The sequence below is a fragment of the Paenibacillus daejeonensis DSM 15491 genome (assembly GCF_000378385.1).
Lineage (GTDB): Bacteria > Bacillota > Bacilli > Paenibacillales > Paenibacillaceae > Paenibacillus_D > Paenibacillus_D daejeonensis.
The window spans coordinates 692,744-710,601 of record NZ_KB899660.1 but is presented as its reverse complement, the minus strand read 5'-3'; the positions used below and the strand labels follow the sequence as shown (position 1 = coordinate 710,601).

The following is a 17,858-nucleotide window of genomic DNA, read 5'->3' as shown; positions in this document are numbered from 1 at the left end:
GTGTACAAATGGCTCTTCGGCAGAAAACAATCACCATGATTGTGGCAGTCCTGGTATGCGCCCTGGTGGCGGCAGGAACGAGCGTATATATGGCGCGGGCGAATGGGGTCAGCTGGGATACGCAGGCAGACACGTCCTGGTACGACCCGATTTATCCCACTTACAAAATCAACACGCCCCAGCAATTGGCTGGCGTGGCTCAGCTCGTCAACCAGAATGCATCGGTTAACGGTCATCCTCCGGTAGACGGCTTTCGCGGCAAAATTCTGGAGATTACCACCGATCTCGATCTGAGCGGCTACATCTGGGAGCCAATCGGAACGGAGGAGCATCCCTTCCGGGGCGCTCTGATCGCACTGGACGGTGGTACCTTCTCCATTCGCGGAATGGCGCTGCCGCAAGAGGTGCGCTACGGCGGGCTAGTAGGTAATATGGATAATGGTACAGTCGGCGGCTACGTTTTTGAATCGAATGGCACCATTCAGCTTCAGAACAGCCAAGCCGTCTATGTAGGTGCGGCAGTCGGTAAAATGACCGGCTCCAGCATTGTGTACAACATTACGAATCACATTGCGATTCAAGCAACCTCGGATAGCGAAGTACATGCTGGCGGCATTGTCGGCTCCGGCGAAGGCGACATCTCGACCTCGGTCAACTATGCGAGCGTCTCGGCGAATGGCCGGAACCTCTATACCGGTGGTCTGGTCGGAACGACAGGCACGTACGGCATGAAAATGAAGAAAAATGCCAACCATGGCGTCATCACGGCTACGGGTAACAGCCAAGGGGATGTGTATGCGGCCGGTATTGTCGGTTATGCGCATGGCACACTCCGGATGGAAGAAGAAAACACGCCATTCGACAACTCTGGCGCGATTCTTGTTCAGTCGGGTATCAACCATTATGCTGGCGGCATCGTCGGCCGCGCGGACAGTGAATTGAATCTGTCCGAGCTGACGTCCAGCACGGCTCTTGTCGAGTCTGCAGCAGCAGACTCAAGCAGCAGCTACGTTGGTGGTCTGGCAGGTGCGATTACGGCACAACAGCAAGACCGCAATTACCGGGTGAATTTCCTGCACACGGCCCCGGTTATCAACAACGGCGGTTCGCAAGTGTACACCGGTGGTATCGTTGGCTACGTCGGCAGCGATCTGACTTGGCACAATGCCCATACCAATACGACTGAAATCACAGTATCCGGTGATGACCACGTCTACACCGGCGGCCTGATCGGTCATATCACGGGTGAGCTGGCACTTGAGGCAGCAGCAGGCAACTCCGCAGCCATCAGGGTTAGCGGTGAGCCTGACGAAGCTTATACAGGCGGACTTCTCGGGTACGGTGGCAACCGGATGCTGCTTAACAATGCGCAGCCGAATGCCTATAACAACAATGGCGTTATCACGGTAGACGGCGGCACGGGTGTCTACACCGGCGGTATTGTCAGTAACCGTGCTTACGCCCGTACGAGCAACGAACCAAGCAACAACGTACACAGCAATGCAGAGCTGATCGTTACCGGTCAGCAAAAAGTATACACGGGCGGCTACATCGGCTTGCTGCCGGCTGCAAGTGCTGACAAGCGTGTGAGCGGAGCGACCTTCGCACAGAGTATTACTGTGACATCGACCGCTTCGACCGCTGATGATACGGTCAGCACGGGCGGCATCGTTGGCTATGCAGACGAAGCCCATATCGAGCAATCGGTATTCTCGGGCAAATTGCAGGTAACTGGTGGAGCGGAAACCTACACCGGTGGCATCATTGGCCGTCTCCAAAGCGGTTCGGTCACCGCATCGCAAGCCGTTGGAACAGCAGACACCTTTGCTGTCCTGAAGTCCGATGGCGTCTTGGGTGGTATCGCAGGTTATGCCAACGGTACCCTTGATGATGTCAGCAGCCGTCATCTGGCCATCACCGCTACGACCAGAGATGCTGCAGCAGGCGGCATCGCCGGGTCGGCGCAAGGTACGATTACCGGTGCGGTAGTTGGTGATGCGGGCTTCAGTAACCCGAATTCGTTGACCATTAATGCGGAAGTGCCTGCCGGAGAAGGCGCACATCGTCTGACCGCAGGCGGCATTATTGGTCATAATGAAACGGCAGTAGCCATCGTACAGAGTCAGGTAACCAAGGTAGGCTTCCTGACACAAGCAGATACAAGCGACTATACGATTGGCGGTATCGCTGGCAAGTTAACGGCAGAAGCATCTGTTGGTACGGCCGAAGATTCGGTTGCCGTATCCAATGTCACAACGAATCTGCAAGCGGACAACAGCAGCTTTGGCGGAGCCATTGGCGTCAATCAGGCCCCCGTGCTCTTCGTCGATGTTCGCAATATTCAACTGACCTCGCCAGCGGATCATGTCCGTGCTGGTGGCATTGTCGGCATTCAAGAAGGCTCGATCAGCAGTGATAACAGCCAGATGGAGTCGCATCAAGTGAATATCACGCTGGAAGGCGCGTCTGCCTATGCAGGCGGCAGCTTCGGGCAGATTACGGGTAACAGTCCGCGCACCTTGGCGGAATTCATCACCATCACGGCTAGCGGAGCTGACAACCGGCTCGGCGGAACAGCCGGTGATGTGAGTGGAACGTTGACTGACAGTGTGGCATCATCGGTTGTCATTCAGGCTTCCGGCGCCCGCACAGAAGCAGGCGGTATTGCTGGCCGCATCGAAACAGCCGGTGAATCCAATGCTGTCATCACAGGCGCTCACGCAGTGGCTGGCGAGCAGCCAATGATTACAATCACCGGCGAGCAGTCGATGATTGGCGGCATCGTCGGTCATGCGGTAAAGGCGAATATTATTCAGCCTGCTGCTGATGGGGAGCTTCCTAACTACGTCATTCTTAATGTCAGAGCCGCTCAGGTTCAGGCAGGTGGTCTGGCTGGCCACATGGAAGAAGGCATGATCATCGGCGATAGCTTCAAGACGAATCTGGGCAATGTCCTGATTAATACGTCTGAAGCGGCAACCGACGCTTATATCGGTGGTGTGACGGGCTACAACGACAGAGCGAAATTGAAAGGTCTCGATGGCCGCATTGTCAATCTCGTCGTCAGTGGTCCACGCACAACAGTTGGTGGTATGGCTGGTTACAACAAAGGTACCAACGAAGCAGTCATATCCAATGTAGCTCTGATTGGATTAAATGTTCAAGTTAACCCGGCTGCGGCGTCTTCGATTGTCGGCGGATACGTGGGACTAAACGATGTGCGCAGCGGCGATCCGGTGACGGCCCCGCAGACAGCAGTAAGCAGCATCCAACACAGCCGAGTTGTGGGTACGGCTAACCGGGCTGTCCATGTGACTGCTCCTAATACAGTCACAGGCGGCATGGTCGGCGAGAACCGCACCTTGATTGCCAATAACAGCATTACCGACAAGATTCCTGTACACTCCGGAGATAGCCAAGGACTGGTGGGTGGTCTAGTTGGTCGCAATACGGAGACGGCTACGCTATATTACACGTACTCCAACGCGACGATGTCTATCCAAGGCGCAGGTACGATAGCAGGCGGTCTGGTCGGTCATAACGAGGGACGGATTCAAGCCTCTTATGTCGATATCGACATTACGGGCAGTGCAACCGGCTCTCAATCAGCCTCCGTGTATCTGGGTGGTTTGGTCGGACGCAATACCGGTAACATCCAGCAGTCCCATACGTCGTCGGTCGTTACGGCCACAGGCGCTTACACCAATGTTGGCGGTCTGGTCGGCGATCATCAGTCGGGTACCATCACCGATTCTTATGTCGTCAAGACGGTTCGCGTACAGGCTGAGCATTCTTATGCCGGTGGTTTTGCGGGACGCATCGGTAACGGTGAGATTGCACGTACCTACTCAACCGCAAGAGTGCTTGCCGAGAACGGCGCCTATGCTGGCGGATTCGCGGGACGCTATGACAATGTGAGCAAGGAACTGCTCTACAAGAATTTTTACGTCAAGGATGAAGTGAAGCAATTCAATAATGATCTGCCAGACTTCGCGGCAGGCAGATATAACTTCCTCAGCGTGCTTGGCGGCCTTAGTACGCTTCTGACGGAGACGCTGGAGGATCGTCAAGCATTCCCTACGCTTTCCGGATGGGATTTCGAGGCGACATGGAAATATGCTTCGCCTAATGCAGCTTATCAATATCCTGAACTGAACCGGACGGCCAATACCGGTGGTCAGGATGGCAACAATGTCAATGCCAATATCAATTGGTACATGAATGACCGTGGGGCAGAGAAATATGTGCTCACGACAGAGGCAGAGCTTGCGGGACTGGCGGCTCTTGTCAATGGTACCGTACCGGGGATGGATGCATTTGATTTCCGTAACCGGATCATCGAGCTGGGCGGCAAAGTTTCCATTCAGTCGCAGCAGTGGGTACCAATCGGCTTCAATGAAGAGCGTCCGTTCCAGGGCACCTTCAACGGTGGACATCACCTGATCGACGGGCTGACCGTTGAGCCGGTCCATGGCTATAGCGGATTGTTCGGTGTAATTGGCGAGCAAGGCGCGGTTACCAGGATGACGATGGAGCCGCAAGCGGTTGCTGGTTTGAACTACACAGGCGTACTGGCCGGTTTCAATAAAGGGACCGTGTCTGACGTCAACATCGATCTGCTGGACGGCATGGAAGTCTCCGGTAAGACGGTGGGTAGTGTGATTGGTAAGAACACCGGAACGTGGAGTGATCTGCAGATCACCATTAAAGACGGCAGCCGCATCGTTGGCGCGTATGCTGATTCCATCGTTGGTGGTGTCATCGGTGAGAATGAAGCAGACCTGAAGCCGGAACTGTTCGATCTTCGTTCAGAGGATGGCAGTGTAGGCAGTGATGCTGACACAGCTGTCATTGGCGGAATCGTCGGGAAGCAAACTGGCGATATGAGCGGGTTCCAAGTCGCTCTGAAGCCGGAGTTCCGCATCTTCGCGGGCGGTCGCAACCAGATTGTCGGTGGTTTGGTCGGCCACTACGTCAGCGGTCAAGCCACAGATCTGAACGTTAGCTTCCAGGGCGGAATCCTGTTAGCGAGCGGCGAGGGTACGGTAATCGGCGGTGTGATCGGACAATCGGATGCCGGCAATACGCTGCAGAACGTGAGCGTTAGCGGCGAGACACAAGAGGCTCATCTGAGCGGAAAAGGCATTCTGGGCGGTGTCATTGGTGTGAAGAACGGCCAAGACTCTACATCCTTCGATATCCAGAATGTAGTAGTAGATAAGCTTAGACTATCGGCACAGGCAGACAGCACTAATGCGGTACTGGGCGGTGCTGTTGGGCAAATGACGGCTACAGCAGTCAGCGGTGTGAAAACGAATGTGACGTTAGTCAGTGATGCAGCACGCGTCACGGCAGGCGGCGTCGTGGGCGATGCTCACAATTCGATCATCTATGACGCAGAGTCGCTGCCTCATCTCACCGTGAATGCACGCAGCGGCAAAAGCGCCATCGGCGGCATTGCTGGCGTTCTGAGCTCGGATGCGCGCGATCAAGCCTTTGACTTCGGTCACTGGGCGCCGCTCTATCACGGTCTGTATGATGTACGCGTCCTGCCAACCACCGTTCGTGTGAACGGCAAGGACAATGAGGCGAATTTGGTTGTTGGTGGTTTGGCTGGCCAACTGCTCGAAGCTTCCATTTACAACAGTGATTCGCAAGCCAGCTTCCTGGTACAAGGTGGCCGAGTGACAGAATTGGGCGGAATCGCTGGCTACTCCAGCGGCATTATCGTACGCACCTATGCTCACGGCTCGATTGATGTGCCTTCCAGCCGGGTGTTCCAGGTCGGTGGTGTTGTAGGCCATGCTGTAGGCGGAGAACTGCACTACACCAGATGGCAGGGTGAAGACAACAGTAAACTGACGGTCGGAACCGCAGTATCTAAGCCTGGATTGTTGCCTGCTACGTATGCAGGCGGCTTCGTAGGCTCAGCGGAAGAAACCTTAATGACCCATGTTTCGTCCGATATGAATGTTGTGGTGTCCGATGAGAATCAGGACAATACCATTATTGCAGGCGGATTTGCCGGTATGCTTGGTATCGGACAACCTGTTGCTGGCGAGATTCATACCGCCTACGCTACGGGTGACGTGCAAGTGAACGGACGACTGGGCGCCTATGTCGGCGGCTTCGTAGGCTCCGCCAACCATTATGTTATTACAGACAGCTATGCTTCGGGCAATATCCTTAACACCGGCTTTGATACACGCAGCGGCGGATTTGCCGGTGCAGTCGAAGTCGGAGCAGAGATTCAAACCTCTTATGCTCTGCAAGAAAGCGTGAAAACGTCCGGGACGCGCGGTGCAACCCGCTCGTACAACGGTGGTTTCGCCGGTTACAACGATGGCGTCCTCCGTCAGGTCCATGCAGGGCCTATCGCAATCACAGTCGAGGTTAGGGGAGCCAATGTGTACAGCGGTTCGCTGATCGGCTACAACTATCGTGACGGCAAACTGCTGCAATCTACCGTAGACCATCCGGCTGATGTTATTGGTTACAACCTGGGTTCAGCCCCTACGGTGAGCCGTCAGACAGTACAACCGCTTGGCGTATCGTCCATATGGACGGACCGTGCGGACACTTCGTTCCTGAGCGATCCGGAACAAGGCGTAATTACGGTGCGCACACCAGAACAATTGTATGGTACGGTCTTGCTGAACAACGAACAGGGCTTGGCCTACTACCGCTTGTTCGACCGCACAGCAACGGAGAAGCTCCCGCTGGATCTGATTCAGCTGGCATCTAATCTGGATCTGACCGGTCAATACTGGCAATCCTTCGATACGAACCGCGGCATCATCGACGGTCAGGGCCATACGATCACTGGCCTGAAGCTGGAAGGCAACAGCGATGAGCCAACAGGCTTCGTACAGGAGAATGCGGGCACCATCCGCAACTTGCGCTTTGCCTCGGCGACGATGCAGACGTCGACGGATGGGGGAATCGTTGCCGGCGTCAACACCGGCACCATTGACCAAGTCCAGGCAGATGTACAGATTACGAGCACTGCCAGTCATACCGGAGGTATCGCTGGACGCAACGAGGGTACGATTACTCGTTCGCTGACGACTGGCCGTATCACAACCGAAGATGCCAGCAACAGTGCAACCGGCGGCATTGCTGGTGACAACACGGCACAGGGCAGCATTTCAGAAGTCTTGTCCTATGCGGCTGTTCAGGCTTCGGGTGATACAACTGCAGCTGGCGGGATCGCCGGACGCAACAGCGGACAGATCGCGTATGCTTCGGCTACCGGTACAGTTGCCACTGACGGCATGACGAAGTCCTGGGCCGGCGGCATTGCCGGTTATGCGGCAGATGGATCCATCAGCCAGTCCATTGCCGGTGGAGAAATCACAGCTGTCTCTGAAGGCAAGCTGATCCCGGGAATCACCTACTTCGGTGGGATTGCCGGACAGAAGCAGGATGAAGCAGCGCTGTCTGCCAATATCTTCAACAAGCAAATGCTGAAACTGAGCAGCGCCTTCTACTCGGAAGCGGGCTCACGAGTAGCGAGCAACGCAGACAACCTGGCCTTGACTGGCAAACAGCTGACGAGCAGCACGCTGCCTGGCACGCTGAATGCAGATCACTGGCAAGCAGTTGCGAGCTTCTATCCAAGGTTGAAAGCTCTCTCGGATCAGCCGGAAAATCTGCTGGGAGCAGCTGCAGTGGTTCTGCATGAACAGGATCTGGCGACCCGCATTGATCGTGAACGCAGCGCAGCGCTATCGGCAACAGGTATTGTCTGGAGCGTGCCGCGTCAACAGGCAACGATCAGCGCCAATAAAGCGACGCTTGTTGCCACACAGCAGCCTATAGCTTTCACAGCAGCAGCTGGCGGAAAAGAACGCATCATCCAGATCCAGTCGGCAGCACCTCGTTACGAGAGCAAGGCGGTCAAGCCGGACGTACCGGCACAGACCACCTTGACGAATCCAGTACAGGTCACGCTCACGACGACAGAGACTGGCGGACAGATCTACTATACGCTTGACGGAAAAACACCAAATGAGACGTCCCAGCTCTATAGCGGTCCATTTGAGTTGAAGGAGACAACAACCGTCAAAGCAATCACCATTGCGGAGAACAAAGAATACAGTGATGTCGCAACAGGCGTCTGGACCAAGCAACAATCAGGCGGAGGACCTGTTCCAGGAGGCGGTGGCGGTGGTGGTGTTGTGATTCCACCAACACCGAAGCCAGAACCCGAGCCAGAACCTGAGGCTAAGCCAGCGGTTCAGGCATCCATTGGCGGCCAGGTCGCTGATAGCGAAGGAACACAATCCGTTAAGGTAGCACAGAACAGCAAACTGACACTAACTGCGCCTGCTGGGCAAACCATCTATTACACAACAGATGGCAGCAAGCCGACGACAAGAAGCAAGGTCTACAAAGGCGAACTGATGATTACTGGAAATATGACCATCAAAACCATCACAAGCGCCGATGATACGGTTATTACCTTCCGTTTCGAAGTCGAAAAAGCAGCTTATGATGTCAAGGAAAATGCAGCCGACATTCGCTATATGCCGGTATATGCAGACAAGTCGTTCAGGCCAAGTCAAGCGATCAGCCGTTACGAGCTGATTGAAGCACTGGCACCGCTGCTGGATATGCAGCAGATCACCGTAGGCGTTCCATTCAGCGATGTGAAGTCACGCGAAGAAGACCTGGTTGGTTTCTTTGCATCGGCAGGCATTATTGAAGGTTACCCGAACGGCACCTTTGGCAGTGACCGTGGACTGACTAGAGCAGAATTCGTTGTTGTTCTGTCACGGGTGCTGCAACTGGAAACCAATGCTACCCAGTCCACGCTTCTGAGTGATATCAGAGGGCACTGGTCTGAAGCTTACGTCAATGCCTTCACGGCACAGGGATTGATCCAGGGCTTCCCGGACGGCACGTTCCGTCCACAAGAGCTGGTCACCCGCGCCCAAGCGGTCACCGTTATCAACCGAATGGTAGGTACACGAATTGACGCTAATCATACACCGGTGTCAGATGTGAAGCCGGGTCATTGGGCTTACGATGCCATCATGTCGGCAATTAAGTAAATTGTAAGAAAGAGGAGAGGCACATGAGAAGCAAATGGGCGGCAGCTTGGCTGCTGCTCCTGCTGCTGGCAGGAACAGGATTGGCAGTTGGAGGCATTCAGGCAGACACACAGGCAGACTACAACGCAGAGGAAATCTACGCCAAGACGCATAAGGCCATGTTCTACCTGCGGGTGCTGAATGAAGATCGCACCGTCAAATCCGTTGGTAGCGGATCAATCATTGCAGCGGACGGAACGGCAGTGACAGCTTATCACGTGGTTAAGGATGCTACCACTATGGAAGCCGTCCTGAGTGATGGGCGCACCGTCGGACCTGTGCAAGTTGTGGATTATGATGATCGCACCGACGCTGCCATCGTGAAGCTGCCTGCACCTAAGGCAAAGGAACCAGCCTATACCGTGCTGCAGGTACGTGATCCTGCGCTAGTACACGGGGAGCAAATCTTTGCTATGGGTTATCCTCTGAAAGATACTCCGATTGTGACAGAAGGTATTGTAAACAACCCTGCAGCTATGATTAACGGGCGCAGTCGTGTACTGGTATCGTCCGAAATCGTCAGCGGCATGTCCGGAGGACCGCTGCTTGACGAACAAGGAAGGCTGGCAGGTGTCATTTCGGGTTCACTACGGACCATGAATAATATCCATTTGGTGATCCCGATGCGGGACCTGGCGGTTCTGCAGCCGGTCAAGAGCAAATAGGGCAAGAGCAGCAGGCTGCTTGCGGTCGGATTTCATCTGCCGCCGAGCAGCCGCTGTTATATTCTATCGGTGAAGGAGGGGGAGCAGTTGATCAAAGCTTTTTTGTTGGATGCAAATGAACGGGATATGCACCAGCTTGCTACAATATTGGGACAATTGGAAGGCATCTCCGTCATCGGCAAAACCGTGAGTCCATATGAAGCGATCGACAGCATCGGTCTCCTTCAGCCGGACGCTCTTTTCCTTGACGTTCAATTGCCTGATATGCATGGCATCATTGTGGCCGAGCAAATTAAGGATCAGTACCCGGACGTTCAGATCGTTGTTGTTACGGAGAATAAAAACTATGCCTTGTGGGCGTTTGATCAGCAGATTGTGGATTATGTGCTCAAGCCCTGTGATAAAACGAGACTCAAACAAGCACTGAAACGACTTACGGTGCGCACACAAGCTAACGGGGCGTGAGCCCTCCAGCAGCACAAAGGCCTTCCTGGTCTCCGTAGTATTCGGAGATCGGGAAGGCCTTTTTATCGTGGGTTGAATTATTTTTCACCCGTTTCAACGATTCGTTCTTCTTCTTTGACGACCTTTTCTTCCTTATCAGTAACTGGGCTCTCCGCTTTCAGCTTGCCGCTGAGGAACCAGGAGACGACAGCAATACCGATCAATACGGCCCAGAAGAAGATTTTCCAGGTAGCCGACTCGATGAAATGTTTGTCGATAAAGTTAATATCGGGATGTGCCAAGGTGTAGAGTGCCAGCTTAACACCGACCCAGCCGACAATCAGGAAGGCTGCGGTCTCCAGGTTGGGCCGCTCCTTGAGCAGTGACACAAAATAGGTTGCTGCGAAACGCATGATGACGATACCGATCAAACCGCCTGCCAAGATGACTGCGAATTGACCGCCATCCAAACCACCAATCGTCGGCAAGTTAGTGGCCGGCAACGTAACGGCAAGCGCAACGGCTGCAAGGATGGAATCTACGGCAAAAGCCAAGTCAGCCAGTTCGACCTTCACTACGGTCATCCAGAAGCCGGACTCTTTCTTTGGCTTGCCATGCTCATCGCCTTTGTTCAGGAAAAACTTCTTGACGATGTGATTGATTGAGATATACAGCAAGTAGAGTGCACCAATCGCTTGAACCTGCCAGACATTGACGAGAAACGAAATCAGGAACAACGCGCCAAATCTTAGTACAAACGCGCCTGCCAAACCATAGAACAAAGCCTTCTTCCGCTTATCATCCGGCAGATGCTTGACCATGACAGCCATAACGAGTGCATTATCTGCTGCCAGGATCCCTTCCAGTGCGATGAGTACGAGCAGTACCCAACCATACTCCAGTAACAAACTTGCGTCCATGTTTTTCCTCCTGTGGGGGCTTGTATTTTCTTCATCCCATAGTCGGCTCAGAACATAAAAAAGACCTCTGCCGACTATAGGCAAAGGTCTTGCTGAGCATGAGTTAAAGAACAAGCGATTCATGCCAACAAAGCCGATGGATCGTTAAATCCATGAATTGACGACTTTGTTTCCGGATATGTACCGGACGCTACTCCCCTTTGAGGAAGAATATGTGATTGGTATTATTTTAGCCTGAGGATTAGGGTTTGTCAAGAACCCGCCTGGGCGGATTTTAGCGATCCTCCGCCCAGCCCTGTGAACTGGTTACACTTTGGTCAGCCAAGCAAGAAGATGTCCGTTAAATAGCTCCAGCGATTGAGTCCTGTAACCTGTTTGTTCGGCAAGAGCGAGCAGCTCATCAGCAGTATAGTATTTAAATTCCGCATCAATAAACCCATCCCCGGGCTGATAATAAGGCAATTCTGCTAGGTCGCTATAGACGGTTTTAGGAGCAAAATGACGTTTCCAGGGCGTAGAAATCAACAAGCTGCCGCCTTCGCGCAATCGTTCATGGAATTTTTGGAATACCGGAATGGGATTGTAATTCATGTGTTCCAAAATCTCCGTGAACAAAATCAAATCATATAGCTCCGTGCCAGGGATGGGGTCTGACTCAATGTTGCAGCGTGACCAGCCAATGCCGTAATCCCGTTCGAGCTGATGCGACCAATATTGGTCAGTCATATCGAGGCCATAACCTTTTGCGCCCGCCAAGACACCATACAGCAATAACGTACCATAGGCAGTACCCACATCAAGCAAATGGGTTACCCCAGGCTTAATCAGCGCATCCAGCCAACGTAGCAAAGGAAACCAATATGTGGCTTCAGCTTCTCGATAGGCATTGAGGTAGTGGCTGTTAGGGAGCTCCGAATGATAGCTGCTCAAGATCAGCTGAGCTTGCATTAATCTGTCGATGGATAGCGCGGGAGAGCTGTTAATCACTTCTGGACTTAGAGGTGGGGCTTCTGGCTGAACAGCTCCCACACGGCCTACGCTTACCAGCAAATAGCCAGCATGGGCTTCCCGTTCTTGATCGGACAGCGAAGCATACCATTGGCTTAGCCATGATTTGACGGCATGCGATCCGCCGATGAAGTCCAGGAAGTCCAGACTATTGGAAAATCCAATATGCGTTTCTTCTATTAGAGTAATCCCGCTGGCGGTGAACTCCTCCTGAAGCGACCATACCGGCTCTTCGACACCATACATCCAGATTCCTTGCTGCTCGGCAGCATACTTGCCAGCCAGATAGGGGAGACATCTTGCGGAAGGCGTAAAGATCAGGACCGTGCCATCCGGCTTGGTGAGCCGGGCCATTTCTTGCAGAATCGTGATCTTTTCCTCCCGGGTGAAGTGCTCCAGCACGCCTGCGTTCCACACCAAGTCAATACTATTGTCCGGCAGCCGGATGTCGCGAATATCAGCGACGAGGAAGCGACCGGATTGCCCGCTTTTTTGGAAAGCTCGTTGGCTGTTGACGATAGCAGGCTCTGAATAATCCACCAGGGTGACGTCGGCGCCGTCTTCTGCGAGGCGAAGCGAAATCTTCCCGGTGCCCGATCCTGCTTCCAGGACGAGCTTGGTATCCGGCTCCGGCAAGCTTTCTCGTATTTTTTTGTAAATCGATTGACTCAGAGGGTCCCAATTATAAGATACATCAGCTTGCCATAGTTGATCCCACACTTGTTTTTGTTGATCCGCTTGACTCATTCCTCACGACCTCCTGTGAGCGGCATATACTTGAGGACCAGCTCGTCGAACAGATTAGGCTTGTTGTGCAAGCGGGCCAGAGCCCGCAGACCATTGATGCCATAGAGGTGAAACAGTCCCAGCTCATTGAGTGCGAAGTCCTGCAGCTTGCCTTGCAGCGACATCCGCTGCGCCATCGTTGCGTGATAGACCCAGCTCTGGAGGCAGCAGCGCGGCTTCCATTCGTTGCGTGTACCCATATAATAGGCATAGCCCAGCAGCAGGCTGTCATCTTCGTAGCCTTGCCTGCCGCGCAGAAGACCGGTATCGTAGCCTCCAATGGCCTGTAAAGCCTCGCTGCGATGGATGACGGGATGGACAAATCCGTAGGCTAAGCCGCCGAGGGGCAGTGAGGCGAGCAAATTCAGCCATTGTTCGGCATCCGTGGCAGGAGGGACACGAAGTCCCAATGGCTGCAGTTCACCAGCAGAAGTGACAATGCCGGGGCATATCATCGGCTCCTGCGAGGTATCCAGGAATCGAATCAGAGGTTCATACCATGCTGCAGGGAAGAGCATATCAACATGAATTTCCGAGATGTAGGCGACATCTGGATAGGTCTGCCACACATATTCAAAGCAGGCTTGCCTAGCGCGGGCTATCCCGACATTTCGTTCAGATCCCAGGATATGGGCCTCAACGCCGCAATCCTTGGCGATTCTGGCCAAATCGGTATGGGTGAGACACCCCTGATTATAAATAACAACATGCCGCCCGGCGGATGCGGACAGCGAATGCAAGCAGGCGATGACCATCTCCAAATCATGCTGAAGCGAATCCTCTCTAATAAACAAGGGGAGTGTGTGGATGACAGAGCAGCCGGAAGGAAGCAGCGCGGGTGTCATGACACATCCCAAGGAATGAGGCGGGGATCGGGATCCAGTATTGACTCATATTGCTCCCGCCAGCCATAGAGCGCATCCGGGTCAAGCTGCCGGTAGCGTTCCAGCTTCTGAAGCCGATCATTTGGATTTTTCCAGCCATAGTGCTTGATCCGCAAGTCGGACAGCTCATACGGCAGGTCGAAGACATTGTCCGGAAAACGACCGCAATGCTGCGGCGTTTCTTTCCACCGATACGAGAAATTGTTACGATACCGCAGCAAAAATGGACGGTAGGTGCGGTGGGCCCGCCAATACTCGTCTTCCCGGTAATGGGTATCATTCCAGAAGTCATACAAGCGGAAGCAGTATACATCGATGTCATGTTGACTGGTCATCCTGCGCGCCTCCTCGGCGAATCGCGGCTCCAGCTCCTCGTCGCCATCCAGGTTAAGAATCCACTCCGGCGAAGCCTTAATGGTTTCTTGCCATTGCTGCTGCCGCAGTTCGGACTCATTTGTGAATTTGGATACCGCGTTGTGAACAATTCGAACAGGGATGCCGCTAAGCGCTTGCATACAAATTTCAACGGTCCGATCCGTGCTGCCGTCGTCAATAATAACCGCTTGCTCAATAAAGCCGCGGTGGGCAGACAAGACATCCTTGAGATACCGATTTTCCTCATTGCGCAAGATCATGGATAATGTGATCCCGCTTCGCTGGCGGTCGCCAGCATGGATGCTGATGTGTTTGGTTTCTTCGGACGGACGAGCGGCATGCTCTCTCAAAAATCGATCTGCGTCTGCCAAGTCTGTTTCTCGATAAATGTGAAAAGCGGGATGCCTGGTGTCAACAAACAGAGGAAGATCCAGTGCTGCGGCACGTATACAGAAGTGACGATCTTCTCCCCAAAACAAAAGGTTAGGAAGCGGGCGGAAAGACACGCCCCGATGAAGAGCATCCTTGCGAATGAGCGTACAAGCCCCTAAGCCGCCGACCTCATACAAGCCTGGTTCTCGTAGTTTGGCGATAAACTGAAGAAAGCGGATGTTTTTTTGCTCATCCGTTAGGGTTTCGCCGCGCATCTGTTCCCACTGCTTATATTCATCCCACATCCATACTTGTGGCTGGGGCATAGCATCCGGTTGCCAACGGGTCCAAAAGATTTCAGCAACAATCGGCTGCTCGGCGGAGACGAGCTGAAGCAGGGTATCCGGATGGAGGAGAAGATCCGAGTCGATCAGAAATACGTAATCGAAACCCATATCCCTGGCATAGTTCAAGATGGAGTCCTTGAAGGTAGCAACCTTCCAGACCAATTCCTCATTCCAGTAATGCGTATTCTCATCCCGTTTATATTCGCCTGCGCTGGCAGCGTATTGGACCATGGTTTGCTGGGAGTAATGGATGAATTGCTGAAGAATTTGCTGTGACTTTGAATCGTCATTGTCGTCGATGAACAGATAGCTTAACTCCAGATTTCCGGTTCTCAAGCCCTTCAAGGATTGGAGAAACCGTTCCAGAATATCCGGTGTTTGGCGGATTGGAGATGCGATTAGCACTCGTGTACCAGCCTCGACTGTCATGCAGTATCACCTCCCTGAAGGGCTTCGGCTTGACGGCTCGCCAAACGGGTTGCGAGATAGGCTCTGTTGGCCAGCATTCTTGTGTCGGCAGGTCTATAATTCAAGGCTTGCTCATTATGTATATGAGCAAGCTCGTATTGACCTAGCCGATCATAACAGACACATAGCTGAAGATGAGGCAGCCACGTAGCGCATGCGGGGTTGGTGAATCCCCAGCTATCAGGCTGTGGTAGCTGCGTTGCCATCCGGTACCACACAACTGCCGCAGCGACATCGCCTTCGTCCAGATAATGGTAGCCTACCCGGCAGCACGCCTCAGCCCGTGGCGTTCCATACTGAAACGACCGCAAAGCAGACTCTAGCGAAAGCCTTCGATCACCGAGCTCCAGGTAGCAGTCAGCGAGCTTGCCGCACGCGGCCAGCTCGTCTTCCACCCAGCCTTGGCAACTGTGAAGAAACTGGTCATACATCCGGATGGCTTTGACGAACAGTCCATGATCCTTGAGCTCATTCGCATAATAATACATATCTCTTGCCGAGAATCGTTCTCCTGCGGCAAGCCGGTTCTCATAGATTCGCAGATTGCGATCAGAATCCGTGTCTCCGTCGGCGGGAACATGCGTTACGGCGATATCACTGCTGAAGATATTGCCGCCAACTTCCAGATACTCATGAACCGGACCGATCCAGCGGAACGAGCGACTTCGCTTAACGAGTCGGTTTCGCCGCAGACTAAAACTGACATTGCCAAATTCATCGGTGCTCAAATTGTAGAGCATCGATACCGAATCGATCTCCGGGGCAAGGGAGGTTTTAAGCTCCAGCAGTTTGTCCTTGTCCTTTTTCAATAGGATGTCATCCGCATCAAGCCATAGAATATAAGGCTTTGTAGCTTGGGAAAACGCATAGTTGCGAGCTGCGGCAAAATCATCGATCCATTCAAAGTGAAAAATCCGGTCGGTAAACTGCCGCGCAATGTCGACTGTACGGTCGGTTGAACCGGTATCGACAATGATAATCTCATCGGCCACGGCGCCTACAGAGCCCAAACAGCGGGCCAGTACGCCTTCTTCATTCTTTACAATCATACACAAGCTTATTGAAATCAATCGCACACCCTCCACGAGACAATGAAATGTCATGCTAGAGCATCTATATTCCGTCTCCTACCAGAGAATGTTTATAGGTCAGGCCTTGGAAGAAATATTATCGGTCTTGACACTGGCCAGGCATAACCCTAGTTGAGCATCAATAGGCTAAGTGTAATCTGGTTCTTCTGTCGGCACGTCTGCATCGGCTTCTGTCCAACCGTTATTGTCAGCTGTTAAAAAGGAGGTCCCGTCCAGTGAGTATGCCAACCATTCCCGAAGAACACTTCCGACCGACCAAGGACGAGGTGGTCATCGATCTGCTGAAATCCATCGCTATGGAGGAGACGGCGATCTCTCATCTGCTCAATGCGGAAGCGGAAAAAATTCAGGCGTTTGTAGGTAAGGAGCTTGATTTTCCGAGTTGTCCTTCCAATGAATTCATTTTGAAATTTAACGGCCAGACCCACAAACTGGTAGACGTTATTGTGATGAAGGAGTGGCTGTTGCTCCGCAAGATGGAGAGCACGATCGAATACTACCACATTCATAGTCATGAAGAGATTTGTGAGTATGAGGAATGAACGAATAGATGAAATAGATCGGACTGTGGGAACTGAAGTGCTCCAGGCCTTGGAGCATGTGCAGCTGGCTTTTGAAAACTATCTCCATGCCATTGAGTCGCTTCATAACGGGATTGGCAAAAAGGGGCTGCAGCGTCCCGGCGCGCAGGCCCGCCTTCGCGTGCTGGCACAATATGCGGAACTGTTGAGTGTGAAGCTGGAGTTAGCCCTCGAGCCCCGTCAGGCGGCAGATCGTTTACAGTATGTACTAGAGCGGCGTAAGCTGACAAAACGAACAGATGCCATCCATAATCTGATTCAGAAGCTTCGGAACGAGCCTCGGATTCACGGAGGCATGCAACCACAAAAACCGGAGGTAAACCTCAACTCACAGTCAGTTAACCGCGCTGCACCCCAATTCATTCCACCTCAGAGAGCGAATTCGTCTGTCCATCCGCTGTCTGACCCTCGCACCATTCGAATCTCAATAGGCAGCACGGAAACCACTCTGGCTGTCGGTAAGGCTACGAATAATAAGCCTGCGGATGAGCGCGCTGTGCGCGATGTCGCTAGTTCTCAGATCGGGTTAACGCCGCGGACATTAAACCGGCCTGTGATCCGATTTTCTGTTCCGGAGATTCCCAATCGTATACATTCAAGCATTGAACAGACTGAAGTCACAGGGGGAAGAACACAAACTCCTGCTGCACCAGGCGATCTATTAAGTGACATGCAATCGGAGCTTAATTTCTCAGATAATCTGATGCCAAGGTTAGTTCCAGAAGGGCGACAGGCAACTCATTCAGCGGGAAAGGTACGTACCAAGCCTCTGCTTCTGAATCAGAGCAGAAATTGGCGTCGTTCCGTAGAATAGCGAAATCT

Annotated in this window: 10 protein-coding genes and 1 riboswitch; of the genes, 5 read left to right on the top strand and 5 right to left on the bottom strand. The window is 53.1% G+C overall.

Annotated features, from left to right (window positions below):
• Positions 1-8 precede the first annotated feature (8 nt).
• The 3 genes from F556_RS0110265 (at position 9) to F556_RS0110255 (ending at position 10,225) form a co-directional block, all read left to right on the top strand.
• Positions 9-9,056 (top strand): chitobiase/beta-hexosaminidase C-terminal domain-containing protein, encoded by a 9,048-nt coding sequence (locus F556_RS0110265; protein WP_020616858.1) that lies wholly within the window; start codon positions 9-11, stop codon positions 9,054-9,056.
• Positions 9,057-9,079: 23 nt separating this feature from the next.
• Positions 9,080-9,760, top strand: a complete 681-nt coding sequence (locus tag F556_RS0110260; RefSeq protein ID WP_020616857.1) for a S1 family peptidase — start codon at positions 9,080-9,082, stop codon at positions 9,758-9,760.
• Between the two features lie 87 nt (positions 9,761-9,847).
• Entirely contained in the window at positions 9,848-10,225 is a 378-nt protein-coding gene (locus F556_RS0110255; RefSeq protein ID WP_020616856.1) for a LytR/AlgR family response regulator transcription factor, read from the top strand.
• A 77-nt stretch (positions 10,226-10,302) separates the two neighbouring features.
• Here F556_RS0110255 and F556_RS0110250 read toward each other — a convergent pair whose 3' ends face one another.
• The 5 genes from F556_RS0110250 to F556_RS0110230 all read right to left on the bottom strand — a co-directional run bounded on the left by F556_RS0110250 (position 10,303) and on the right by F556_RS0110230 (position 16,413).
• Positions 10,303-11,124: a TerC family protein gene (locus F556_RS0110250; RefSeq protein WP_020616855.1), complete on the bottom strand. Its 822-nt coding sequence runs from the start codon at positions 11,122-11,124 to the stop codon at positions 10,303-10,305.
• Positions 11,125-11,218: 94 nt separating this feature from the next.
• Positions 11,219-11,335: riboswitch (yybP-ykoY riboswitch) on the bottom strand.
• Positions 11,336-11,430: 95 nt separating this feature from the next.
• Entirely contained in the window at positions 11,431-12,879 is a 1,449-nt protein-coding gene (locus F556_RS0110245; RefSeq protein ID WP_020616854.1) for a class I SAM-dependent methyltransferase, read from the bottom strand.
• The gene (locus tag F556_RS0110240; RefSeq protein WP_020616853.1) at positions 12,876-13,763 is read right to left on the bottom strand and encodes a hypothetical protein; all 888 of its coding nucleotides are present in this window, start codon (positions 13,761-13,763) and stop codon (positions 12,876-12,878) included. The genes F556_RS0110245 and F556_RS0110240 overlap by 4 nt, the downstream gene beginning before the upstream one ends.
• Positions 13,760-15,325 carry a glycosyltransferase family 2 protein gene (locus tag F556_RS0110235; protein ID WP_020616852.1) on the bottom strand — a complete coding sequence of 522 codons (1,566 nt, stop codon included), beginning with the start codon at positions 15,323-15,325 and terminating at the stop codon, positions 13,760-13,762. The genes F556_RS0110240 and F556_RS0110235 overlap by 4 nt, the downstream gene beginning before the upstream one ends.
• Positions 15,322-16,413, bottom strand: coding sequence for a tetratricopeptide repeat-containing glycosyltransferase family 2 protein (locus tag F556_RS0110230; protein WP_020616851.1), 1,092 nt, complete (start codon positions 16,411-16,413; stop codon positions 15,322-15,324). Before F556_RS0110230 ends, F556_RS0110235 begins: the two co-directional genes overlap by 4 nt.
• Before the next feature lie 263 nt (positions 16,414-16,676).
• Between F556_RS0110230 and F556_RS0110225 the strand changes: the two genes are divergently transcribed.
• Complete coding sequence (locus F556_RS0110225; protein ID WP_063824367.1) at positions 16,677-16,997, top strand: alpha-helical endospore appendage domain-containing protein; 321 nt, start codon at positions 16,677-16,679, stop codon at positions 16,995-16,997.
• Positions 16,969-17,850, top strand: a complete 882-nt coding sequence (locus F556_RS0110220) for a hypothetical protein (protein WP_211222558.1) — start codon at positions 16,969-16,971, stop codon at positions 17,848-17,850. The genes F556_RS0110225 and F556_RS0110220 overlap by 29 nt, the downstream gene beginning before the upstream one ends.
• Positions 17,851-17,858 lie beyond the last annotated feature (8 nt).